22 protein-coding genes and 1 riboswitch are annotated in these 24632 nt (G+C 56.9%); of the genes, 6 read left to right on the forward strand and 16 right to left on the reverse strand.

Features of this window, described 5'->3' with window-relative positions; translation table 11 throughout:
- Position 1: 1 nt before the first annotated feature.
- Positions 2 to 460 (reverse strand): Lrp/AsnC family transcriptional regulator, encoded by a 459-nt coding sequence (locus IMCC12053_RS12015; RefSeq protein ID WP_062221286.1) that lies wholly within the window; start codon positions 458 to 460, stop codon positions 2 to 4.
- Positions 461 to 618: 158 nt separating this feature from the next.
- Here IMCC12053_RS12015 and ilvC point away from each other — a divergent pair, with 158 nt between their 5' ends.
- On the forward strand, positions 619 to 1641 hold the full coding sequence (gene ilvC, locus IMCC12053_RS12020) for a ketol-acid reductoisomerase (protein ID WP_062219375.1): 1023 nt from the start codon (positions 619 to 621) through the stop codon (positions 1639 to 1641).
- 86 nt (positions 1642 to 1727) lie between these two features.
- A complete protein-coding gene (locus IMCC12053_RS12025; protein ID WP_062219377.1) occupies positions 1728 to 2129 on the forward strand; it encodes a hypothetical protein in 402 nt (133 codons plus the stop codon).
- 86 nt (positions 2130 to 2215) lie between these two features.
- Here IMCC12053_RS12025 and glmM read toward each other — a convergent pair whose 3' ends face one another.
- The 8 genes from glmM to IMCC12053_RS12065 form a co-directional block, all read right to left on the reverse strand.
- On the reverse strand, positions 2216 to 3583 hold the full coding sequence (gene glmM, locus IMCC12053_RS12030) for a phosphoglucosamine mutase (protein WP_062219379.1): 1368 nt from the start codon (positions 3581 to 3583) through the stop codon (positions 2216 to 2218).
- Complete coding sequence (folP, locus tag IMCC12053_RS12035; RefSeq protein WP_062219381.1) at positions 3580 to 4599, reverse strand: dihydropteroate synthase; 1020 nt, start codon at positions 4597 to 4599, stop codon at positions 3580 to 3582. The genes glmM and folP overlap by 4 nt, the downstream gene beginning before the upstream one ends.
- 1 nt (position 4600) lies before the next feature.
- Positions 4601 to 5539 (reverse strand): dihydroneopterin aldolase, encoded by a 939-nt coding sequence (locus IMCC12053_RS12040; protein ID WP_062221289.1) that lies wholly within the window; start codon positions 5537 to 5539, stop codon positions 4601 to 4603.
- Between the two features lie 148 nt (positions 5540 to 5687).
- Positions 5688 to 6377: a cell wall hydrolase gene (locus IMCC12053_RS12045; protein ID WP_062219383.1), complete on the reverse strand. Its 690-nt coding sequence runs from the start codon at positions 6375 to 6377 to the stop codon at positions 5688 to 5690.
- 193 nt (positions 6378 to 6570) lie between these two features.
- The gene (locus IMCC12053_RS12050) at positions 6571 to 9120 is read right to left on the reverse strand and encodes a putative PEP-binding protein (RefSeq protein WP_062219385.1); all 2550 of its coding nucleotides are present in this window, start codon (positions 9118 to 9120) and stop codon (positions 6571 to 6573) included.
- An 86-nt stretch (positions 9121 to 9206) separates the two neighbouring features.
- The gene (gene glyS, locus IMCC12053_RS12055; protein ID WP_062219387.1) at positions 9207 to 11402 is read right to left on the reverse strand and encodes a glycine--tRNA ligase subunit beta; all 2196 of its coding nucleotides are present in this window, start codon (positions 11400 to 11402) and stop codon (positions 9207 to 9209) included.
- Positions 11403 to 11405: 3 nt separating this feature from the next.
- Positions 11406 to 11933, reverse strand: coding sequence for a DUF6446 family protein (locus IMCC12053_RS12060; RefSeq protein ID WP_062219389.1), 528 nt, complete (start codon positions 11931 to 11933; stop codon positions 11406 to 11408).
- On the reverse strand, positions 11930 to 12874 hold the full coding sequence (locus IMCC12053_RS12065) for a glycine--tRNA ligase subunit alpha (protein WP_062221292.1): 945 nt from the start codon (positions 12872 to 12874) through the stop codon (positions 11930 to 11932). Before IMCC12053_RS12065 ends, IMCC12053_RS12060 begins: the two co-directional genes overlap by 4 nt.
- A gap of 79 nt (positions 12875 to 12953) precedes the next feature.
- On the opposite strand from IMCC12053_RS12065, the gene IMCC12053_RS15865 reads away from it, so the two are divergent.
- Both IMCC12053_RS15865 and IMCC12053_RS12070 read left to right on the forward strand, forming a co-directional pair.
- Positions 12954 to 13118, forward strand: coding sequence for a hypothetical protein (locus tag IMCC12053_RS15865; protein ID WP_156320749.1), 165 nt, complete (start codon positions 12954 to 12956; stop codon positions 13116 to 13118).
- 14 nt (positions 13119 to 13132) lie between these two features.
- Positions 13133 to 14914 (forward strand): serine protease, encoded by a 1782-nt coding sequence (locus IMCC12053_RS12070; protein WP_062219391.1) that lies wholly within the window; start codon positions 13133 to 13135, stop codon positions 14912 to 14914.
- A gap of 75 nt (positions 14915 to 14989) precedes the next feature.
- On the opposite strand, the gene IMCC12053_RS12075 is transcribed toward IMCC12053_RS12070, so the two are convergent.
- The 5 genes from IMCC12053_RS12075 to metZ all read right to left on the reverse strand — a co-directional run bounded on the left by IMCC12053_RS12075 (position 14990) and on the right by metZ (position 20929).
- Positions 14990 to 16438 carry a TrkH family potassium uptake protein gene (locus IMCC12053_RS12075; protein ID WP_062219393.1) on the reverse strand — a complete coding sequence of 483 codons (1449 nt, stop codon included), beginning with the start codon at positions 16436 to 16438 and terminating at the stop codon, positions 14990 to 14992.
- Positions 16439 to 16587: 149 nt separating this feature from the next.
- Positions 16588 to 18012 (reverse strand): PepSY-associated TM helix domain-containing protein, encoded by a 1425-nt coding sequence (locus IMCC12053_RS12080; protein WP_062219395.1) that lies wholly within the window; start codon positions 18010 to 18012, stop codon positions 16588 to 16590.
- Positions 18013 to 18100: 88 nt separating this feature from the next.
- Positions 18101 to 18460: a hypothetical protein gene (locus tag IMCC12053_RS12085; protein WP_062219396.1), complete on the reverse strand. Its 360-nt coding sequence runs from the start codon at positions 18458 to 18460 to the stop codon at positions 18101 to 18103.
- Positions 18461 to 18554: 94 nt separating this feature from the next.
- A complete protein-coding gene (gene folE2, locus IMCC12053_RS12090; protein WP_062219397.1) occupies positions 18555 to 19661 on the reverse strand; it encodes a GTP cyclohydrolase FolE2 in 1107 nt (368 codons plus the stop codon).
- An 83-nt stretch (positions 19662 to 19744) separates the two neighbouring features.
- The gene (metZ, locus tag IMCC12053_RS12095) at positions 19745 to 20929 is read right to left on the reverse strand and encodes an O-succinylhomoserine sulfhydrylase (RefSeq protein WP_062219398.1); all 1185 of its coding nucleotides are present in this window, start codon (positions 20927 to 20929) and stop codon (positions 19745 to 19747) included.
- A gap of 60 nt (positions 20930 to 20989) precedes the next feature.
- Positions 20990 to 21068, reverse strand: a riboswitch (SAM riboswitch).
- A 159-nt stretch (positions 21069 to 21227) separates the two neighbouring features.
- Between metZ and IMCC12053_RS12100 the strand changes: the two genes are divergently transcribed.
- Entirely contained in the window at positions 21228 to 21932 is a 705-nt protein-coding gene (locus IMCC12053_RS12100; protein ID WP_062219399.1) for a glutathione S-transferase N-terminal domain-containing protein, read from the forward strand.
- Between the two features lie 49 nt (positions 21933 to 21981).
- Entirely contained in the window at positions 21982 to 23079 is a 1098-nt protein-coding gene (locus IMCC12053_RS12105) for an alpha/beta hydrolase (protein WP_062219401.1), read from the forward strand.
- On the opposite strand, the gene IMCC12053_RS12110 is transcribed toward IMCC12053_RS12105, so the two are convergent.
- Complete coding sequence (locus IMCC12053_RS12110) at positions 23080 to 23703, reverse strand: inner membrane-spanning protein YciB (RefSeq protein ID WP_074906245.1); 624 nt, start codon at positions 23701 to 23703, stop codon at positions 23080 to 23082.
- A gap of 17 nt (positions 23704 to 23720) precedes the next feature.
- Entirely contained in the window at positions 23721 to 24623 is a 903-nt protein-coding gene (locus IMCC12053_RS12115; RefSeq protein WP_062219403.1) for an EamA family transporter, read from the reverse strand.
- Positions 24624 to 24632: the final 9 nt, after the last annotated feature.

The following is a 24632-nucleotide window of genomic DNA, read 5'->3' on the forward strand; positions in this document are numbered from 1 at the left end:
ATCACAACGGCACCGCCTGACGATCTTTGACCTGCGCCACATGCATCAACGCCTCAATGTCGGAGATATGCGGTAAAGTCAGAATATGGTCGCGGTACAGCCGTTGATAATCAGGCATATCACGCGCGATGATTAATAGGCGGACATCCACCTGACCCAAAAAGGTGCCAATAGAAATCACCTCAGGCACGGTGCGCGCCGCAGCTATAAATTCGTCAAACGCGCGCGGCTCGGTTTTATCAAGCGTGAAACGGAGCGACACCTCAACCGAATAGCCCAATGCGTGCCAATTGATCTCGTCACGGATCGCACGGATCACCCCCGCACTGCGCATCGCCGCCAACCGCCGTGTATAGGTTGCGGGTGTCACCCCTGCCCGCTCGGCCAATTCGGCAGCAGGGGCATCAGGGTCCGCCTGAAGTTGGCGCAAAACACGTCGATCCGTATCATCTATAAGCATGAATTTATCACATATCCAATATTGCACGCATGAATAGGCGCAGTTTTTGGCAAAATTGTCAATTTTTGAAACGCCATTACGCCTGACTTGCATCATATTACCGCCAATATCAATCCGTGGCCGCACAGCGTCCGCACTATCTATAGGGAGCGCCCACCATGCGCGTTTATTATGATCGCGATTGCGATGTAAATCTCATCAAAGAAGCCAAAGTTGCCATTCTGGGCTACGGCTCACAAGGCCACGCACACGCGCTCAACCTGCGTGATTCCGGCGCGAAAAACGTTGTCGTCGCTCTGCGCGAAGGCTCTGCGTCCGCCAAGAAATGCGAAGCCGAAGGCCTCACGGTTATGGGCATCGCCGAAGCCGCCGCATGGTGTGACGTGATCATGTTCACCATGCCCGACGAGCTTCAGGCCGAGACCTACAAAAAATATGTCCACGACAACATCAAGCCAGGTGCAGCTATTGCATTCGCCCACGGCCTGAACGTTCACTTTGGCCTCATCGAGCCAAAAGCCGGCGTTGACGTGATCATGATGGCACCAAAAGGCCCAGGCCACACTGTGCGCGGCGAATACGTCAAAGGGGGCGGTGTTCCGTGCCTCGTAGCCGTAGACACCAACGCGTCCGGCAAGGCGCTCGAAGTTGGTTTGTCCTACTGTTCCGCCATCGGTGGCGGGCGCTCCGGCATCATTGAAACCAACTTCCGCGAAGAGTGCGAAACCGACCTCTTTGGTGAGCAGGCAGTTTTGTGTGGCGGCGTTGTGGATCTCATCCGTTGTGGTTTTGAGACACTTGTTGAGGCTGGCTATGCCCCTGAAATGGCTTACTTCGAGTGCTTGCACGAAGTGAAACTCATCGTCGACCTGATCTACGAAGGCGGCATCGCGAACATGGACTACTCCATCTCCAACACCGCGGAGTATGGCCAGTACGTGACCGGCCCACGCATCATTCCGTATGACCGCACCAAAGCCGAGATGAAACGCGTTCTCGAAGACATCCAGTCCGGCAAATTCGTCCGCGACTTCATGCTTGAAAACGCTGTTGGCCAGCCAACACTCAAAGCATCGCGTCGCGCAAACGACGAGCACCTGCTCGAAGAAACCGGTGCAAAATTGCGCGGCATGATGCCGTGGATTTCCGCAGGCAAAATGGTCGACAAAGAGCGCAACTAAGGCGCATCTGTCACACCAAATTTGGGAACGGGCGCCTTGCGGGGCGCCCTTTTTCATGCGCAAATACGCGCGAAAGCGAGGCCCCGATGTCCGACAATCATATCCCCGACGACCTGACCCCCGAAAACCTTGACGAGATTGCAACCGAACGCCAACGCATGTTTACGCGCGGCTTTTGGATCAGCCTTCTCAAAGGGCGTGAGGGCTTGGGTGATACCTTTTGGGCGGGCAACTACCTTGCAGGGCTCATCTACCTTCCGATTATGATCGTGCTTTTAACGCTTGCCTCTTTTGCGCCGGTCTTTAGCCCGCTGCTCAGCGCGTCATTTGTGGTTTTTGGCATCTACCTTTTGGCGGTCGCGCGCGCCGTGGCGGTGGCCAAACCAAAAGGAAATTCAGGGCTGTTCACGCGCGCATTAGGCGTGATCTGGACGTTGATGAGCGCCGCCTCGGTGATCGTCTACGCCCCGTTTGTGGCCGGACAGTAACCGCACAACCTACACAATCAGAACCAAAACATAAAAAGGCGGCGCATATGGCCGCCTTTTTATGTCTTTTTCGAACATAGGCCGTTTTAGCGGGTCGCTTTTTCAACCGCCTCAACCACGCTATTGACCGCCGCGTTCAACGTCTCTTCGCTGATGCTCTCGGCCATAACGCGAATAAGTGGCTCGGTGCCAGACTTACGGATCAACAACCGTCCATTGCCCTTTAGCTTGGCCTCGGCGTCCGCAATCGCGGCCTTCACGCCCTCGTTGTCCAATGGTTTTTGCCCCGTGCCGTAGCGCACGTTTTTCAAAAGCTGTGGGACAGGTTCAAATACTTTCGTGAGCTCGGACGCCTTTTTGCCCGTCTCGACCATGCCCGCGAGAAACTGCAATCCTGCCAAAAGCCCGTCCCCCGTCGTGGCATAATCCGTCATGACAATATGGCCGGATTGTTCCCCGCCAAGATTGAACCCACCCTCGCGCATGCGCTCGACCACATAGCGGTCGCCAACGGCCGTGCGCTCAAGGCGCAATCCCTCGCCTTCCAAAAACCGCTCAAGGCCGAGATTGGACATCACAGTTGCAACCAATGCCCCACCCGACAAACGCCCAAGATCGGACCACCGTTTTGCCAACAACCCCATCAACTGGTCACCGTCCGCAACGGCCCCCGTCTCATCGAGGATCATCACGCGGTCGGCGTCACCATCAAGGCAAATACCAACATCCGCCCCATGCGCCACAACAGCCTCGGCTGCGGTCTTTACATAAGTTGATCCACATTTATCGTTGATATTCATACCATTGGGGGATGTCCCCACCTTGATGACCTCCGCACCAAGTTCCCATAACACTTCGGGCGCTGTGCGGTAGGCCGCGCCATTTGCGCAGTCAATAACGACCTTCAGCCCTTGGAACGACATGCCGCGCGGCAGGGTGGCTTTCACACGTTCGTTGTAGCGAAACCGCCCATCGTCAATGCGCGTGGCGCGACCGATATTGCGCGCCTGTGCTGGCTCAACACCCTCAATCAAAAGCCGCTCGATTTCCAACTCGTCCTCATCGGACAACTTGAACCCGTCAGGGCCGAAAAATTTGATCCCGTTGTCTTCCGCCGGATTATGTGACGCGGAAATCATCACACCAACATCGGCACGCATGGATGTGGTGAGCATTCCAACGGCGGGCGTGGGAACAGGACCGAGCAAGAACACGTTCATCCCCGTCGAGGTAAAGCCAGCCGTGAGGGCATTCTCAAACATGTAGCCCGATAGGCGGGTGTCCTTACCGATGATCACGCGGTGTTCGTGATTGGCATCTTTGCGCCGAAAATACCGACCGGCCGCCGCGCCCAACCGCAACGCCATTTCCGCCGTCATCGGGGCGGTATTGGCCCGCCCGCGTACGCCATCTGTGCCAAAAAACTTACGTTTCCCTGTTAATTTATCTGTCATCCTGTGTCGTCCCCACTCGCTACGGCTTGCCACACGGCAAGCGCTTGTTTTGTTTGTACAACGTCGTGAACGCGCAAGATTTGCACCCCTTGCGCCACCGCCGCCAGTGCCACGGCAACCGAACCGACAACGCGGTCCGTGGCCTCGGGCACGTTACATAGTGTTCCGATAAACCGCTTTCGAGATGCGCCAAGCAACACGCCGCACCCCAAACTGTGAAACAAAGAAATGCGGTTCAATAGCGTCAGATTATGCGCCACCGTCTTGCCAAACCCGATCCCCGGATCAACAAGGATACGCGCACGCGCAATCCCTGCCGCCTCTGCCACGGCGATCCGCTGCTCCAAAAAGTCATACACATCCAACAGTACATTGTCGTAGTGCGGATCATTTTGCATCACTTCTGGGTCACCCTGCGCATGCATCAAACACACGGGCGCATCGGCCTGTGCGGCCACGCGCGCTAGATCGGCATCATGGGTAAACGCATACACATCGTTGATCAGATTGGCCCCTGCCGCCAGTGCTTGTTGCGCCACCTGCGCCTTGCGCGTATCGATCGAGATCGGCACCGGTGTTGCGCCGCGAATAGCCGCAATCACAGGTGCAGTGCGCGCAATCTCTTCGGCAGGAAGGACATACGCCGCACCCGGACGCGTACTTTCGCCACCAATATCAAGGATATCAGCCCCCTGATGGACCATGCCCAAGGCGTGCTCAATCGCGTCTTGCGGACTGGCAAACACGCCACCATCGGAAAAACTGTCAGGGGTTACATTCAAAATACCCATGAGGTTTGGTCGCGCGAGGTTCAGCCCCGCAACACGTCCGCGCGGCGCGCGCAAACGGGTCATCACACTCTCGGGCACATCGTCCAGATCGACAATACGGGGCGCAGCGGTCCGCGATAAAACCTCCACCTGCGAAAACCACGTCCAGCCCCCCGCAAGCGTGACGGCCTGCGCCGGACGGTGCACATCGGTTCGCACGCGGGGGCGATAGTAAAGCGTACTCATGTCAGGAGAAAACCGAAAGGGCACCGAGTGGCACCGATCGCATGGGCACCGATGGCGTTCTCTGCGCCCCTTTTGACTGCGCCGCGTCACCGATCACGATGACCTCACAGGCCGAAAGCTCCGCCGCCATCCACGCAACCAAATCGAGCGGTCCACCCGTTGGGCGATGCGTGGCATCGAGAACCATTTTCGACGGTGCCCAGACCGAGATGTGACCATTCTTCATCGCCCAATCAAGTTCGGTGCGCGAGGCGCGCACCACACAACGCGCATCGCGACCCGCAAGGCACCATGCGTTTTGCTCAATCGCCAACAAATCAATACGCCGCTGTGTCAACGTGGTCGCGGATTTCGGCCACGCCCCCGTTGGCAGATCAACCGTCACAATCACGGGGCGTGGGTCCGCCTCCAACGCGTCGATCCATGTCGACAAAAGATCACTCTCGAGCGCCGCAGCATTCAGATGCAGAACGATAGGATGCGGTGTCGGCGCACTCATTTGACTGGCACGGTCTGCCGCCTGCCCCGCTGCCCGCACGATCTCGACACCTAGCGCGCCAGACCCACGGTCCAGCTTTTCAACACGCACAAAGACGCGAAATGCCCGCGGTTCCGACAAAATGCGATCCGCAATACGCTCCGCGAGCGTTTCCAACAGGTTCATCCGCTCGGCATCAAGTTCGATACGGATCGCCTCGGTCAGCCGATCATAGGACAAAATGCGGTCCACATCGTCATCAATCGGCCCCGTGAGCGGCGTCAGCTCTACAACAATGTTGAACGAGACACGTTGCGTTACTCCGCGTTCCGATTGAAACGCCCCGATATCAACCTCAACGATATGATCGCGCAGCGAAATCCGGTCATGCGGCATCTCGGACGATGTCGCAGCCGCACGGGCTTCAGGATGGTCGAACGCGAGATGGATATCGGACACCATGGGGGCCTCGTCTGTGGTCAAAAGTTGCCCCCTGCTACATCAGATTGTACGGGACGTCCAACCTTCGCACACATCAACGCGGGCCAGACATGCAAAAACCCCGCCGGTTTTCGCCGACGGGGTCGCAAAATGTTACAAAGTCGCAAAATCAGGCGCGGGGCATCTTGTAAAAGAAATGCACGCCGATCTGTGCCGTGCGCGGAAATTTACGCGCCCAACGTGGGTTTACAGCCGTTGTGTGGTAATGCGTGGCCCCCTCGGTCAAACGGCGCGGCGCACCATCAAGCATCAAGCGCGCCACCTTTCCCACACGTGTGTAGGCTTTGGGTTCGTGGATCGCCTCGGCGTGTCCATCACAGGTGTACGTAAACTGGCACTGGTATTTCTTACCCGTGCCCTGATTGACCACACCGCACACGGTATCGGGAAACGCAGGGGACGACACACGGTTCAAGATGACTTCAGCCACGGCAAACTGACCCTTGACGCTTTCGCCACGTGCCTCGAAATACAGCGCCTCGGACAGGCATGCCCACGCCTCTCCGCCCGATGCCTTAGGCAATTGGGCCAAATACGGCTTTGTGTACTCGACCGCCACGGGCGGTGTCGGCTTACTCTTGGGGCGGTAGTTGGCCAAAACCTCGGCAACGGTCTGTGCGCCGGCGGAGGTCATGGCCTCACGCTCTTGCGCAAACAACACCGATAACTCATTGGTCAACGCGCTCTCAGGCGCATTGGACATGCTTAGCTTTTCAGCGGCACCGAGAGACTGCGGGGCGCTTAAAACGCCGAGCGCAGACACAAGCGCAAACGCTTTTAGCCCGTTCATTACTTTCATAGACACTTCTCCTTGTGCCTCAAAAATCGAGGCTCACGGTCGTTTATTTCAGCCGCTATCTATGCCAAAAAATCGCAATGGTCCACCTCAGTGGATTTTGGGGGTTACAAAACGGTAAAATCGGGCCTGCTTTCCGCGCGCCCGATTTGTATACAACTGTCTCTTTTTAGTTATAGAACAACGACTAACCAATCTATTTGTGCCGCCGCTCCTGTGCGACCAATTGCGCAGCGGCCAACCGCGCAACAGGCACCCGAAACGGCGAACACGACACGTAATCAAAGCCCGCCGCACGGCAAAATGCGATAGATTCGGGGTTGCCCCCATGCTCGCCACACACGGCTAAAGTCACGTTAGGGGACATCGCGCGCCCTCGTGCTGCGCCGATGTTTAACAACTCGCCCACACCATCGATATCGAGGGTGTGAAACGGATCTTCGGGAAACACACCTTGTTGCACATAGGCGTTCATAAACCGCCCCGCATCATCGCGTGACAATCCATATGTCATCTGTGTCAGGTCATTGGTGCCAAACGACAAGAACGCCGCGTGTTGGGCAATATCACCCGCCCGTAGCGCCGCGCGTGGCGTTTCAACCATCACGCCCAACCGATACGTAAACGCGCTGCCCGTTTCGTTGCGCACAGCGGCCGCAACACCGTCGACTTGCGTTTTGACCAATTCAACCTCGCGTTTGGCCGACACCAGCGGGATCATAATCTCGGGAACAACCGCATCACCATGCTTTGACGCCTCAACAGTGGCCTCAAAAATCGCGCGCGCTTGCATCTCGTAAATCTCTGGGAAGGTGATCCCAAGACGCACCCCCCGCATGCCAAGCATCGGGTTGAATTCAGACAGCCACTCAATGCGGCGCGTCACATCCGACAAAGGCAGGTCCAACGCTTCGGCCAACTCTTTGGCTCCCGCGCGATCAGAGGGCAAGAATTCGTGCAAGGGCGGATCAAACAAGCGGATACACACAGGATGACCCTGCATAATATCGAATAATTCCGTAAAATCAGCGCGCTGCATGGGCAAAAGGCGCGCGATAGCTTCGCGGCGATCCTCGTGGGTCTGCGCAAATATCATCTCGCGCATCACCGTCAGGCGGTCACCCTCAAAAAACATATGCTCGGTCCGGCATAGGCCGATGCCCTGCGCCTTGAAATTCCGCGCCATAGCCGCCGCATCGGGCGTATCGGCATTGGCCCGCACTCCAATGTCGCGGATCGCATCGGCCCATTCCATAAGTTGCAGATACCAATAGTCTTTTGCGGGAGGTAACATTTTGGCCGCCCCCAAAAGCGCCTCACCCGCAGAGCCGTCGAGCGTCATCATCTCGCCCTCGCGGATGTCACGACCATCCGGCAAGGTTAGGGTATTGGCGCGCGAATTGATCCGCACATCGGCCCCAACAACACAAGGCACACCCATTCCCCGCGCGATCACCGCCGCGTGAGAGGTCACCCCCCCGCGCTCGGTCAACACACCGACCGATGAATGCATCCCGCGAATATCCTCAGGCGCAGTTTCGCGGCGCACCAAAATGCAGGGCTCGCCACGTGCTTCGCTCGCCTGTGCTGCGGCAGAGGTGAATACGATTTTGCCAACCGCCCCACCGGGACTAGCGGCGATGCCACGACACGCCACATCGCGCACACCAGCCGGATCGACCTGAGGGTGCAATAATTCGGTCAAGGAGCGCGCAGGAATACGGCATAGCGCATCATCTTTGGAAATGATCCCATCCTCGGCCAATTGCACCGCAATGCGCAGAGCGGCACGCGACGAGCGCGGCAAACGGATCGCATCAATGATGTGCAACTTACCGTTTTCAATGGTAAATTTAACTTCCATCTCTTCGCGCAATTTAGCACGACACAGCTGCGCCGCCGCAACAAGTTGGGCGTAGGCCTCAGGCAAGAGATCTTCCAATGACGGCCCACGTCCATCTTTGGTCAGATAGATCACATTGCGTTCGTTGACTTGGGTTTCACGACCTTGGCTTTGGCGAATAAACCGCCCCTTTACGATCGGCTCGCCCGTATCATTGTCGACCAACTGGATCACGCCAGAGCCGTAATCGCCATTGCCAAGCCCAAAGGCCATCGCTTGGACGACCAAGCCCAATCCCGCATCGGCAGGTGCGCCTTTTGCCTGTCTGAGCAACCGCGCCGTTGTGCCGGCCCAAGCGCGCGCCATAGAGCGCAAAACCTGCAACAACTGGATTTCGATCTGTTGTGGGAAATCCTCGTCCGTCTCACCCTCATAGGCCGAAAGAGCCGCGTTGAGTTGATCTGACGTTGCCATAGAGTTGTCAAATTCGAACAATTCAGGGTCAAGTTTCTCGACGTGCACCGCATATGCTTGCACAGATCGAAGATAGAGCGCATCTGCCGCGTCTTGTCCCAATGTCTTAGCCAACTCGTCGTGACGCGCCGCGTTCATGCCGATATTGAGAATGGCATTGGGTCCGCCCCAGTCGGCCACTTCCGATGACGGACGCACGGAGAGCAATTGCTTTTCCCCAAACACGTCCAACAACGCATCCATATCGGGCTGTTGCCCCTCGGCAAGCGCGTGCACAGTATCAAAACTGAGCGCCACAGTTTTTGGCACCGGCAAATCCAGTCGGATCAACCGTTGCAAACACTTTGCACGCCCGCCGTGTGTCCCCGCCGAAATGGGGGCCACTCGTTTTATGCGTGTAAATCCAAGACTTTCGACATTGTGCTGCACTGCGGCGCTCCTTTGCGCGAAGCCTACGCGCGTCAGGGACAGATGTGCAACTAAAACGTTACCGCAAACACTCAATCAGGTGTGTTTCAGCCGTCGATTTTGGTCAGATCGGCCACACTGAGGCAAATATCGCGAATACGGCCCAACAGATTGAGACGATTACGGCGCACCACATCATTATCCGCGTTCACCTGAACAGCCTCAAAAAACGCATCTACAGGACCGCGCAGGTCGGCCATTGCGGACATGGCGGCGCTAAAATCCTCAGACGCCATTGCGGGTTTGATCTTGGTCTCGGCCACGTCGAGGGCGGCGAACACCGCGCGTTCCTCGTCCATTTCGGCAAATTTGATGTCGGCACCATAGGAGTACTCAACACCGTCATTTTTCTCGGCTTGGGAGAGAATGTTGTTGGCGCGTTTGAACCCTTGGATCAGGTTTTTGCCATCCTCAGTCGCCAATGTCGCAGACAACGCGCGGGCGCGTTTGACGAGCAACGTGATGTCGTCAGCCCCGTCCATCACAAGACAAGCATCGATCACATCGTGGCGAATACCCTCGTCCTTGAGAAAGACCTTGAGGCGGTCGTGGAAGAAGGAGAGAAGGTCGGCGGAAACCGTCTTCACCTGATCTTTGTTGTGCAGACTCCAAAATTCCACTTTGAAGCCCTCAAAGCCTTGTCCGCCTTGGGGATAGGAAGGCTCTTCATCTTGCCACTGTTTTTGTTCTTTCGGCCACTCAACAGCAATTTGGTTTTCAACAATTCCTTGATAGAAATACACACCCAAAGAACCGCGAAGATTATTGGTCAACAACAACCGCGTCACGCCGAGTGCCGCACGCCGTAGCGCGAACGGGTCTTTGCTTCCTGTTGGCTTCTCGTCAATCGCCCAAAAGCCTGTCAGCGTGTCGAGTTTATCGGCGAGCGCCACGGCCACGGAGACGGGGTCGGTTGGCACATCATCAGAGGGGCCGAGCGGCGAATAGTGGTCGCGGCACGCATCGGCCACTGCATCGGACATACCCGCGGCTTTGGCGTAATAGCGCCCCATGATGCCTTGCAGTTCCGGGAACTCATAGACCATTTCGGACGACAGGTCGGCCTTGGCGACTTTGGCGGCCAGTTCGGCCTCATCGGCGTCCGCGCCCACAATCGGGGCAATCTCGCGGGCCAATGCGGCGATGCGCGCAATACGGTCAGCTTGGGAGCCGAGTTTATTGTGAAAGGTGACGTTGGCAAGCGGCGCAGACATGGCCTCGAACCCGTCACGCGCAACCGTGCGATTGTCGTTTTCCCAAAAGAATTTCGCGTCAGACAGGCGTGCGAACAATACCTTTTGGTTGCCCGCCAGAATGGTCGCGCCATTGTCGGCGGTTTCGCGGTTGGCAACGGTCACGAATTTCTCGATGCGCCCCGTTTTGGGATTGCGCACGGAAAAGAATTTCTGGTGCTCTTTCATCGAAGTTTGCAGAACTTCGGGCGGCAAGCCCATGAAATCCTCGGCAATGTCGCCCATCAACACAACAGGCCATTCCACGAGACCCGCGACCTCGGCCAAAAGACCGGCATCTTCCACGATTTCAAGGCCTTGTGCAAAGGCCTGATTGGTGGCGTCATGCCAAATATGGTCGGCCCGCTCGGCGGCGTCCAGCATGACAAAGTTCTGTTTGAGCTTGGTCGTGTAGGCGTCAAACGAAGAGACGGTAAAGGTGTTTGGCGCCATGAAACGGTGACCAAAAACGGTGTTGCCCGCTTTGATCCCGTCGATGTCGAGCGGTACAACCTCTGCGCCCTCTTCGGTGGTCAAAATGCACACAATGGAGTGAAGCGGACGCACCCATTTGAGCGCGCCATTGCCCCAACGCATGGATTTGGGCCACGGGAAATTGCGGATGGTCGCCTCAAGAACATCTGCCACGATCACGGATGCGGGGCGGCCCGCCTTGGTGATTTTGGCCACATAGACCTGACCCTTTTTCTCGTCGCGGATCTCAAGCTCGTCTTTGCTCACACCTGCTCCGCGCAAGAACCCCTCAAGGGCTTTTTCGGGCGCATCAACACGCGGTCCTTTGCGCTCTTCCACGGTGGTGGGAGATGCAGCAAGCAGACCCTCAACCGACAAGGCCAAACGGCGCGGCGTGGCAAAGGCACCAGCAGACGCATAGGTCAAACCCGCCTCGACCAAACCATCGGTGATAAGTTTTTTGAGATCCTCAGACGCACGTTTTTGCATGCGTGCGGGGATTTCCTCGGAGAAGAGTTCGATCAGCAGGTCGGGCATATCTTACTGTCCTTGTGGCGCGGGCGGGCAGCCCTCAGGTGCGGGATCACCGTCAAAAACGGCCTCACCACACGGGTTTATCTGGTGCCATGAAAAGGCGCGGCCATCGGGATAGACGGCGATCACGCTATCGATGCCATAGTCGAAATTTGCCTCACCGAGAAAGGCCATAGCGGTCCCCGCCTCGAGGTCGTCACCAATTTGCTTGGCGTCAAAGCAGCCGAACCATTTGGGCGCGATCAATGGCTCTGCGGCCTCATAGGGCACAAAGGTTTCCGTCATCATCGCGGTGGAGAGCGGCGTGGTGAAACAGGCACGAAACCGGATGGGCGATGTGTTGGCATCAATGCCTTCGTAGTCGGCAGCAAGGATATCCTCGGCCACACCGTCGAATGTGGTGGCACGCACAGTCGCGCGCGGCGCGGAGGCGTCAAATGTCTCGTAATAGGCGTAGACTTGTGAGTAGTAGAGCCCGGCTCCGAATACGATTGCTGTGAGCACGATGCCACCTACGATGAGTTTACCATTCATTGCGCCACACCCTCGGGGACATATCCGCCCGCCGTGGTTTGTACGAACGCATCAGCACAGGCTTTGGCAAGGGTGCGTACGCGGCCAATGTAGGCTTGCCGCTCGGTGACCGAAATCACGCCGCGCGCATCAAGCAAGTTGAACACATGGCTGGCCTTGATGCATTGATCATAGGCGGGGTGCGCCATGATGATACGTTTGCCCGTTTTGGGATCTTCGGCGGGGCGGGCCAAAAGCGCGTGACACTCGGCCTCGGCCTCTTCAAAATTCTTGAGAAGTTTTTCGGTGTTCGCCGCGTCAAAGTTGTGGCGCGAGTACTCTTCTTCGGTCTGTTTGAAAATGTCGCCATAGCTCAGCGCAATGGGGGAGGACGGATCGTTGAACGGCATGTCCATGACATGATCGACGCCAAGCACATACATTGCCAAACGTTCCAGACCATAGGTCAATTCGCCCGACACGGGGCGGCAATCATGGCCGCCGACCTGTTGGAAATAGGTGAACTGCGACACTTCCATGCCGTCACACCACACTTCCCATCCAAGGCCCCACGCGCCAAGCGTTGGGCTTTCCCAATCGTCCTCAACGAACCGGATATCGTGCAGGTCCGTGTCGATACCGATGGCTTTCAATGAGCCGAGATAGAGGTCTTGCAAATCAGGCGGGCTTGGTTTGATCAAAACCTGAAACTGATAGTAATGCTGAAGACGGTTCGGGTTCTCGCCGTAGCGTCCATCAGTTGGACGGCGCGAGGGCTGGACATAGGCGGCCGCCCACGGCGTCGACCCAAGCGAGCGCAGCGTTGTCGCAGGGTGGAATGTTCCCGCTCCCACTTCCATGTCGTAAGGCTGCAAAACCGCACAGCCTTTGGCCGCCCAGTAGGCTTGTAGTCGCAAGATAATGTCCTGAAAGGACCGCGGTTTATCACTGGTTTGGATCATCGTCTCGGACATGGGTAAGCCTTGCTTGTTCAGCACTTCTAATGCGGCCATTCAATAGGCAAGCCAGAGGGGGGCGTCAATGACCCAAGCCGCCCCACATCGCGCGAATGCCTCACTATTTCCGAACTTTTCGCGCGCTTTTGATCACATTGTGTCTGAACGCGCGCTCGAACGGTTGACCTTGGCCCCGAACCTGCTTTGGTGTCGCAAGGGAAACGAAACGGGCGCAAAGCCCGTCATTTGACGCATAGGGTTTTCATGACACGTATTACAGCCGCGCTACCGCTTTCTTTGGTAGCTACTTTTTTTGCAAGCACCGCACTTGCCCAGTCTTGGGTTCAAATCGAGGCACAGCCATCGCTCACACAAGCCACGACAGCCGCACAGGCCTACGCCACACAATTGCCCAATGTGGTTGGCTTTGAGCAGGCAGGGCGTTGGCACGCTATCGCGCTCGGCCCTTACGCCGATGATGACGCTGCCGAAAACGCATTGCGCCAGTTGCGCGCCCAAGGTCTGATCGCACGCGATGCCTATGTCACCGATGGCGCAGATTACCGCACCGCATTTTTCCCCATTGGACAGGCCTTGGCCACAACCGCCACGCCGCTTGTGACCCCTACAGATGATGCGCCTTCGACGGACGCAAATCTGGCCACCCCATCTCAAGAGGCCGTAGAACAGGTGGTTGAGGCCATCGAAGTTCCCCAAGAACCACTTGACGAAACACTCGCACAGGCCCGCGCCTCAGAACGTGATCTCGACCGCCCCGCGCGCAAAGCGTTGCAAATCGCGTTGCGTTTCGCTGGCTTTTACAACTCCACAATCGACGGGGCCTTTGGCAACGGAACACGGCGCGCCATGGGAGCATGGCAAGAGGCCAACGGCGTCGAGGCGACAGGGGTTTTGACCACACGCCAACGCGGCGAAGTCCTTGCGGCCTATCAATCCGTGATCGACAGCTTGGGCATTTCGCGCGTCACAGACGAGACCGCAGGGATCGAGATCGACCTGCCCCTGGGTATGGTCGAATTCGATGCCTACACCCCACCCTTTGCCAAATACATGGCCAAGGACGGATCGGGTGTACAGGTCATGTTGATCTCTCAAACCGGTGATGAGGACACGCTTGGCGGCCTCTACGAAATCTTACAGACATTGGAAATTGTCCCTCTGGACGGGGAGCGTTCACGCCAATCGTCCAGCTTTGTTTTGACAGGACAAAATAGCGAGATCACCACGCATGCCGAGGCGAGCCTCGCGGGCGGCGCGGTTAAGGGATGGATGCTGATTTGGCCGACATCAGGCGATCAAACACAGCGCTGGATGGCACTCAGATCCATGCAATCCAGTTTTGCACCCCTTCGCGATGCCGTTCTTCCCGATGCCTATGGCGAGGGCGCAGAGCAAAACATCGACTTGCTCTCGGGGCTTGATATCCGGCGCGCTGAGCGCAGTGCCACAGGCTTCTTCGTCGACAACACTGGCCGCGTTGCCACGTCTACGGCCACAATTGAAAACTGCGCACGGGTTGTTCTGGATGACGTGTATGACGCCAAAGTCGTCGCCTCACAAAATGGTATGGCACTTTTGGCACCAAATGACACGCTGGCACCGATCGCCTTTGCCGCGTTTGATAGCCGCCTGCCCCGCCTGCAATCGGGCATCACATCTGCGGGCTATGCCTATGGTGGTCGCCTTGGAACGCCGACCTTGAACTATGGCACGATGCAAGAGCACGCGGGTCTAAATGGTGAGGCTGATCTTTTACGCCTTGAGTTGGCGGCCCTGCCATCCGAAGTGGGATCACCCGTCATGGCCCCCACAGGCGGCGTGATCGGCATGCTCACATCCGTTGACACCGGCGCACGCGCGCTCCCCGAAAACGTCAGCTTTGCCTATGACATGGAAAAACTCGCGGGCTTTTTATCAGAGCACGGCGTGACGGTCGCCGCCGCACAAAGTGACATTGATCTGTCCGACGCAGAACTGATCGAAAAAGCCCGCGACATGACTGTTTTGGTAAGCTGCTGGAACTAAAGATCACACGCCCAACGACAAAAGCCCCGCACATGTGCGGGGCTTTTTTTTCCATATGTTCGGTCGCACCACGCGTTAGCTGCGCCAAAACCGGATGGTGAACAGGGCAAACACCGACATCACTTCGAGACGTCCGACGAGCATCGCAATCGCCAAAATCCATTTCGCCGTATCATTGAGCGACGAGAAATTACCCGATGGGCCGATAATATCACCGAGCCCAGGACCGACACAGGCAATCGCCGTAGCCGCACCCGACACCGCCGTCACCAGATCAAGACCGGTCGCGGCAAGCAACACCGCCGTTATGCCCAACGTGACGATAAAGAACGAGAAAAACGCCATCACCGACGACAAGACATCTTCGGACACCGCTTGCCCTTGATAGCGCGGGGTGAAGACGCCGTGAGGGCTATGGATTTTGCGGATTTGCGCGGTCATTGACGCGATCAGCAATTGATAGCGGAACACCTTGACCGAACATGCCGTCGAGCCCGCACAGCCGCCCACCAATCCGATAAAGAAAAAGGCGACAGCGGGGAACGCCCCCCAAAGCTGGTAGTCCGTCGACGCGTAGCCCGTGCCCGAAATGATCGATGTCACGTTGAACAATCCCTCACGGATTGAATGCTCGAACGCATCGTCATCAACAACGAAACGGTACACAGAGAACGCCGCGACAAGCACGCTGATCACACCGAGGTAGGCATGGATTTGCGTATCGCGCCACATCGGCTTGGCCGTTCCTGCCATCAGCTGCACAAAGCGCACAAAAGGCAGCGAGGCGAGGATCATAAACAGCGACGATACATATTCAGCCGGCCCCTGAAACGCACCGAACGAGGCATCACGAGTCGAAAACCCACCCGTGGACAGTGTGGTCAGCGCATGGTTGACCGCATCAAATGGACCCATACCGACCAACACATAGGCACTAAAACAAGCCGCCGTTAGGACCACATAGACCACCGAAATACGCGAGGCAATTTCACCCGCGCGCGGCAGAACTTTACCATCTGTATCAAAGGCTTCGGAGCGAAACACTTGCATTCCGCCCACTTTGAGTTCGGGCAGGAACACCATGGCGACAACGATGATACCGACCCCCCCGAACCATTGCAGCATAGAGCGCCACAGCAATATGCCCTCAGGTAGGTTGTCCAGACCGGAAAAGACCGTAGATCCGGTTGTTGTCATCCCCGACATCGCCTCAAAAAACGCATCTGTCACAGAGGCATCCATCTCGGCCAACATGAAAGGAATACCACCAAAAATAGGCAAAATGAGCCAAATCACAGTCGTCAAAAGAAACATCTGCTGAATCGACAGACCTTGTTTCTGGCCGTTTTGCGTCGATATCGCGAGAGCCGTGCCAAACACAAAAGTGATTAGCCCTGATTTGAGAAAGACCTGCCATTCGCCACGGCCAAACCCGATGTCAACGAACATAGGAACCATCATCGTCAGACCCAAAAGGGCCACGAGCACGCCAATTACGTAGAGAACAGGTCTGATATCAGTCATAGCGCCAAGGCTTGGCCCCACGCGCGCGCCAAGTCAAGCGGCCATGGCATGTCGCACTGCGTATGGGGCCACAAAACTGTGGGCGGGACATCCTGCCCGCCCACATCACTCGTTGCAAAGCCCCACATCGAGGCATCAGGCCCGCGCCATCACAACAGGGCGCGTTTGAGCGCAGGGATGCGGCTCAGGACCAACCACTCAGCCACCAACACCACCAAAAGCGCAAAACCCGCCATCGGAAGCGCGAACGAGAGCGCCAGACCGATGACAACAGCCCCCTTCCAAAGCGGCATATCTTGCGGCATGGCGGGCGGTGCAAGACGCAGCGTTCTAGCCGGACGCCGTTTCCACCACATAATCACGCCTGAAGCACACAGCAACAAAACCGTCAGACAAAACAGAGTGTTAAAGATGATGAATGCGATACCAATGGTCCCCATATGCAGCGCGATCCCCACAGCCATCGCCTTGCCCATCAGGCCGTAATCCTCATAGCGCACATCAGCGAGCAGATTGCCCGTATATCGATCGACATGCACGGTACGGTCGCCCGTTGGCGAAATGTCATCGCGGCTCATGGAGACCTGTGACATCGTCCAGACGCCCGTTTCGCCCATCGGCCAGTTCAACTGATAGCGCCCAGCAAACCCGACCTGACGCGCAAGAGCGTCAATGGTATCAAACGCCACCGGCAGCCCCTCGGCAATGCCGTCAGCACCGGCAAGCGAGCCGGACGCGGGCATGGGGACAAGCTCAAGCGCCCACGGAATGTCCTTTGCACCACTGTTCATTGCACCATGCAACACATCGCCCACAGGCACCTCGGAACTGACGCTTGATGCGGATTGCAACGTGGGGAAACTGGACCACGCCTGAACCATTTTACCGCCCCAAATTCCTGCCCATGACAGGCCGGAAATCAGGAAAAACACTAAAACCACGGACACCCAAATGCCCACAACCTCGTGCAGGGATTTCCAAAAGGCCCGCCCTTTGGCCGCCAATCGCGGCGTCAGGGCCGCCCGCAGGGACCGGTCACGCGGCCAACACATATACACTCCCGTCACCACAAGGATCACGGCGAGAGACGCGGCAATCTCGACCATCCGATCGCCCACCACGCCAAGCATCAGTTCGCCGTGGATATTGTCCATCATGTCGTAATATCCGGCCCCGCGCGGGAAGGTGTCGATCACCTGCGCCGTATAGGGATCAACCACGGCAATCATCGTGCCAGCATCGGTATCCACACGGAACATCGCAGCAGTTTGCGCATCGCGCGGTGCGGTATAGTGCATCACATCACCACCCCCGAACGCGGCCAAGGCACTTTGGGCCTGAACCGACACAGCGGTGGTGGTCTCTTGCGCGATGACGGCGGTGTATTCACAATCGCGCCCGTCGAAAAACGCAATCCACATCATCGCGATCCCTGTAAGGGCGAGCATGATGAAAAACGGGATCACATACAGCCCCGCATAGAAATGCCACCGCCATGCGGCACGGTAATATTTGGCAGCCGTTTGGCCGTCATCGGCCCCCGTGGCAACGGGATTTTGGTCAAGAGCAACCATTGGAGAACCCTCTCACTGTCCACCTGCGCGGGCTTTGCCACAGCGCCATGATGGTAAATTTCGTTTTATATCTGAATCTTAAAAGAAATCAGACGCGCGGCGGAGCGCGGGCAAAACGAACAGAGTGAGGGGTGATAAGACCACGGACCTGTGACGGGCGCGGATAATCGGCAAGCGCGAAGCGCGAGGGGAGCGCCTGTGCGAACAACACGCTAAGTGGCCCGTCAACGGCATGGACAAGGGGACATGGGGCGGTGGTGTCGTCGCTGTGCTCAACCGGATTGCCATCGCCATCAAGGCTGATACGTTCAACCCCGTCGCCCGTACAAATCACGATGAAAGACGCATCAATCAGGCCAAGCTCGGCCATCAAGGCCGACGATTTTGGTCCCAAAATCCCAAGGATCACTCCGACAAGCAGAGCTATGCGCACAAACCGTCCCAACATGCCCCCTCATAAGCCGTGCAACTCACGGGGGAAACATACAAATTTGACAAATCTTTGCATAGCCTGCGTTGTGGGCCGCGTGACGGGCCGCGTGTTATCCGACGTGGATCAAAGACGCAAACAGGCGCGGATCGAGGCTTTGCGCGTCGAACGTGTCGCCTTGGGTCAAAACGGACACGGCATCATGCGAATGCAGGCTCTCTTGGTGCGAGGCGACAACGCGGAAATCGCCCACTCTTGGCTCGCCTTGCAAGGCCTCGCAAAACAGGCGCGCGGCATCTTCGACGAAAATCGGATTGGCGGCGTTCAGCTCTGCAAACGCCTGTTCATCCTCACGTTTTACCATCACCTGCGTCTCGGTCGCGACCGCACTGCGGGCCAGATCAATCAGATCCTCGAACCATAGACAGGCTTGATTTGGCAACACTTCGACGGAAATACGCGCAACCGAGCGTTGCGAATGCGGCGTGGCCAATTGTTGCCGCGTGCGCCGCGCGTGCTCTGACAATTCCAACGAACACGGGCATGTCGACGAGTAAACGTAATCAAGGTGCATAAACTTGCGCCGCACACCGTTTTTCTCGACCAGTTCCAGCGCGATATCGTAGTATTGAAACCCCTCAAGGCCAGAGCGTAATGATGGCATTTTGACAGGAAACGAAAACCGCATCTGGATGCGGGCATCAAAACTATCGAGGTCAGCGATATAGGCATCGAGAGCCGTTTCTATCACGTCAAAGCTAAACGTTTGCTCGGCATGTTTGTAAAACGAGCGCATGATGCGGGACATGTTGATGCCCTTTTTCTCCGCCTCAAGGCTCACGGTCCCCGTCACAGATGTCTCAAGCGTCAAATCGCCGTTGTCGCGGGTGTGAAACCGGATCGGTAGACGGAAATTGGAAATGCCGACGTGTTGGATTTGCTGACGCGCGCCTTTGATCAGGCTCTCGGGACCGTTTTGCAGATCGGGCAGCGTGTCGCGGTAGGCCTCGTCAACTTGGAAATCCTCAGGGTATGCACGGCGCAACGCGGGATAGTTGGCGAAATCGTCCGAATGCGGCAAAAGCCGTGAAATCGCGGGATCAAGCTCCGCCACTTCAGTCGGCGTAGCATCCTCAGCCCATGCACGTAGCGCATGTAGAGCGGCCTTTGCGGCCTCGCGTTTCGCCTGTTTATCCATAGCACCCGTCTGAATGTTCATGGGAAGTCCCCCGCCGTTGCCTCCAACATATAGGAGGTTTGAACCCGATTACCAATTGGATACGGCTACGGCAGGGGTTTGGATCAGATCGCGCCGAGCGCCGTTAGGATATCGTCAATGATATCTTGCGGATCTTCGAGACCCATAGACAGCCGCACAAGACCGTCCGTGAGGCCCACTTCGGGGCGCCGCTCAACAGGCACGTTTTTATGCGTTGTCGTGCACGGATGCGTGGCGATAGATTTGGCATCGGCGAAATTGTTGGAGATGGTAAACACCTTCAACGCATTGAGGAATGTGAACGCCGCGTCTTTGCCGCCTTTGAGATCAATTGTGATCACCGTACCGCCCGACTCCGATTGCGTGATCGCAAGATCGTATTGCGGATGCGCCTTGTGGGTCGGGTAGCGCACAAAATTGAGCGCACGATGCCCCTCAACCGCATCGCAGACCGCCAATGCCGTACGCGCCTGCTGGCGGACCCGCAAATCAAGTGTCTCGAGGGATTTAAGCTGAACCCATGCGTTAAATGGGGAAATCGCGCCGCCCGTGTGTTTGAGATAGGTTTCAATCGGGCCACGGATCAAATCGCGATCGCCGGCAATAATACCGCCAAGACACCGCCCCTGCCCGTCCACATGTTTGGTGGTCGAGTAAATGATAAGGTCGGCACCCGCCTCTTTGGCATAGGTGAAAATTGGCGAACACATCGCATTGTCAACGATCACCAACGCCCCAACGGCATGGGCCAGTTCACACACCGCCTTGAGATCAATCACCTCAAGGGTCGGGTTGGAAATACTCTCCAGGAACACCGCCTTGGTATCGGGGCGAATGGCGGCTTTCCACGCGTCCAGATCGCGCCCGTCAATGAGCGTGGTCTCAACACCGAACTTCGGGAGCACCTCGGTCACGATGTAATTGCACGACCCGAACAAGGCACGCGATGACACCAGATGATCCCCCGATTGCAACACCGCCATCAACGCACCGGAGACGGCGGCCATGCCAGAGGCAGTGGCAAAGGCATCTTCGCAGCCCTCAATGGCCGCCATCCGGTCCTCAAACATACGCGTTGTCGGATTGCCATAGCGCGCATAGATGAACTCATCCTCACCCTGATTTACAAATCTCGCCTCGGCAGCCTCAGCACTGTCGTAGACAAAGCCCTGCGTCAAAAAGAGCGCCTCGGACACTTCGCCGTATTGGCTACGGCGTGTGCCTTGGTGGATCAGTTGTGTTTGCGGTTTCCAGTCGGTCTTGCCCATGTGTCGCGGCCTCATCATCAAATAAAAAGCCCCCGTCGATCAAGAGCGGGGGCGCGGATGGCGCATCGCGTCTCGACCTTTTAGCGGTATGATTTTACGTGGCCCGCAATCCGGTGAACAAATCGCCACGATAGCTTTGGCCTACAAATCCTGCGACATTGTGTCAACACGGGCGATCACCTGTGCACGTGAAATTTTCGAATGATGCGCATCACCATCGCACATATTTGAACAATTGAGCATTGTCACCGTGGGCATGTCCCCCCATCATTGATGGCAACACTGAAAAGGACATCCAATGACACAGCCCCCCATCGACCTCTTTTACTGGCCCACGCCGAACGGTTGGAAAATCTCCATCGCGCTGGAGGAAATGGGGCTGGCGTATCAGACAACGTATATCGACATCGGCGCGGGGGATCAGTTTGCACCCGATTTTCTCAAAATTGCCCCCAACAACCGGATGCCCGCGATTATAGACCCCGATGGGCCTGATGGAGCGCCCGTTTCGATCTTTGAAAGCGGTGCAATCTTGCAATACCTTGCGCGCAAAACGAGGCAGTTTTACGGGACGTCCGCGCGCGACCGCATCGCCGTTGATCAATGGCTCATGTGGCAAATGGGCGGCCTTGGCCCGATGGCTGGACAGGCGCATCACTTCCTCAAATACGCCCCCGCGATGGACCCGCCCAATGACCTGCCCTACGCCAAAGACCGCTACCGCACTGAAACCGCACGTCTTTACGGTGTCCTCGATCGTCAACTGGCCAAACATGAATTTGTGGCGGGCGATTTTTATTCCATTGCGGATATGTCAATTTGGGGCTGGGCGTCCCTATGGGAGGGGCAGCAACAGACCCTTGACGACAAACCGAATTTGGCGCGGTGGCTAGACACAGTGGGTGCACGCGATGCGGTGAAACGCGGACGCGCCCTTGGCGCGCAAAAACGCGGTGATATAAGCACGGACAAAGAGGCGCAGAACACCTTGTTCAAACGCTAGCCCATACGGCCGCTTGGCCGTTTAACGAGTATATTTCAAAGGATCACCCGTGGATCGACGCGCTTTTATTGCCACTTCTGCGGCCGCTTTGGCCACGGGCTGTTCTACACCGCGCCTTTATGGGGAGGTCGCGGGGTCCCTTGCATCCGAGGTTCAAAGACGCGTGTTCGTGGCAACCAATCGCCATGTGTCACGTGACCCGCTCGTGCAATTCGAGGGCGAGCGAACTTCAGGCGTCTCTTATCTGGATTACACAATCTCCATTCCGCCAAACCGGCGCGCCGGGGAGTTCTCATTTCCACGCAAGCCGCTGGATGCCCAAACCCAGTTCTTTGTGACCCGCACCCAAAGTTTTGACACCGCTCAGGCGTTTTCAAAATCGGTCGCGCAAAACGATGACAAGGGTCTCGGCACGGTTTTGTTTGTGCACGGGTTCAATGTCTCTTATCCGGGCGCGGTTTTTCGCGCGGCACAGATCGCGACCGATTTCGGGTTCAAAAACCCCGTCACCGTATTTTCATGGCCTTCGGCGGGCAAACTGGCCCGCTACGCCTATGACCGCGATAGTGTTCTGTTTGCCCGCGCGGCGCTGGCCGACACCATAAAACTCTTGGCCAAAGCCACCGGAAAGGTGACGATTGTCGCCCACTCCATGGGTGGTTTGTTGACGATGGAAGCCCTCAAACGCTTGTCGTTGCAACAAGACACAGCGACGTTAAAGGCGGTGAATGGCGTCATCTTGGTTCAACCTGATATCGATCTTGACGTCTTTGTCGAACAAATGTCCGACCTGCGCGATTATCCGTTGGGCGTGGCGGTTATCGGATCGCGGCGCGACCGTGCGCTAAAATTCTCATCCGTCATCACGGGCGGGCACCCGCGCGCCGGTGACGCATCCGCGGTTGAGGAGATCCGCAACGCCGGCGCTGTTTTGATCGATGTAAGCGGCGCGCCGATGGGCGATGTATTGGGGCATGACACCTTTATGTCGTCGCCCGAATTGCTCGCCATCATCAAATCTGGCGATCTCGCCGAAAAGGTTGTCGCAGGCGCACCGGGACAAGACATTTTGGTAGACGGGCTTGCGTTGACAGGCTCGGCAGCCTTGGCAATTGCCTATCTGCCGTACACCGTAACCGGCATCTGATCAGGCCTCTGGGGCATCCTCGTCAGCGGTTGAGTGACGCGCCAACAGGCCCGATTGGGTCATGAAAAACCCGAACATGATCATGGGCAGACCAAAGGTTTTGAACTTGACCCATGCATCCGTGGACAGGCTGCGCCACACCAGTTCATTGGCGATAGCCAACCCGAAGAACAAAAGCATCATGCGCAGGGTCAGCTTCATCCAACCCTCATGATCGAGCGGCATCAATTCACCCATCACAACGCGCAAATAGCTGCGCCCACGCAGGAGACCAAAGGCCAACATACCGCCAAACAGCATGTAGATCATCGTTGGCTTCATCTTGAAAAAGCGCTCGTCATTGAGCCAGATCGTCAAGCCGCCGAACACTGTGACGAGGACAAGTGTCATGATCTGCATCACGGACAGTTTGCCCGTCAGACGCCACAGCGCAAAGGACGACGCGGCAATCAACGGAATGAACAGCGCCGTCATCACGATGAACCCCGAGTAGGTTTGGCCGTTCACAAGGAAATCACGGTCCTTGAGCAGAACATACCCCGCAAAAAACGCAATGATCGGCCCCATCTCCAAAACAGTTTTGACCCACGGCTTTACGGTCATCTCGGTGGTGTTGTCGCTCATCTTGATTGCATCCTTTGTCATCCGCCCATCTCGACTATCACAGCCCCCAGCGCGATCAAAGCCATGAGCGCAAGGCGGCGCGGGCCAACCTTTTCACCCAAGATCAGCCATCCGATAAGGGCGGCGAAAACAGTAGAGGTTTCGCGCAAAACTGCGGCCTCGCCCACATTGTCCAAACGGGTCGCAAGCATCACAAAACCAAAGGAAAAATAGGCAACGATACCGCCGATAAGGCCGCGCGCCATCAGCGGCCCGAGGGTCGGTTTGTCGACCAACGACCGATAGCGCAGCGTGGCAACAACCGGCATCACAAATCCGTCAATGAAGAAAAACCACGCCAAAAACGTGAACGGATCCGCCGTGGCGCGAATACCGTAAGCGTCATAGGTGGTGTAGAGCGCTACAAAACCGCCCGTCAAAACCGCGAGCATCATCGCGGGCACCATCGTGTCGCGACCCACTGTAATGGTGCGCAAATTGTAAATCGCGAGGCCAAAGATGCCCGCGACAAGCGTGAACACCCCGAACCATTGCACCGGCGAAAAATGTTCGCCAAACACGAGTCCCGCGCCGATCACCGCAAACAACGGTCCCGTCCCGCGCACGACCGGATAGACCACCGTATAGGCGCCTTTGGTGTAGGTATATCCTTGGGCGGCTTTATAGGCGGTGTGAATCACAAACATGCCCGCAAAGATCGGCCACATATGCGGCTCGGGCCACGGCACTACAAAAAGCGCAAACGGAGCGGCGATGATACCGTAGGAAAAATCAATCGCCCCACGTGACAGCCACGGATCATGACGCCCCTTTTGAAGCGCGCCGAACAAAGCATGCAAAAAGGCGGCTGTAAGCGCGAGAATGAGCGCAAGCTGATGCCCCGCCTCGGTCCCCTCAAGGGAAATGATCCAGTCGCTCATAGTGCGCCT

Origin of the sequence: Celeribacter marinus (assembly GCF_001308265.1) — a bacterium.
GTDB classification, from domain to species: Bacteria; Pseudomonadota; Alphaproteobacteria; order Rhodobacterales; family Rhodobacteraceae; genus Celeribacter; species Celeribacter marinus.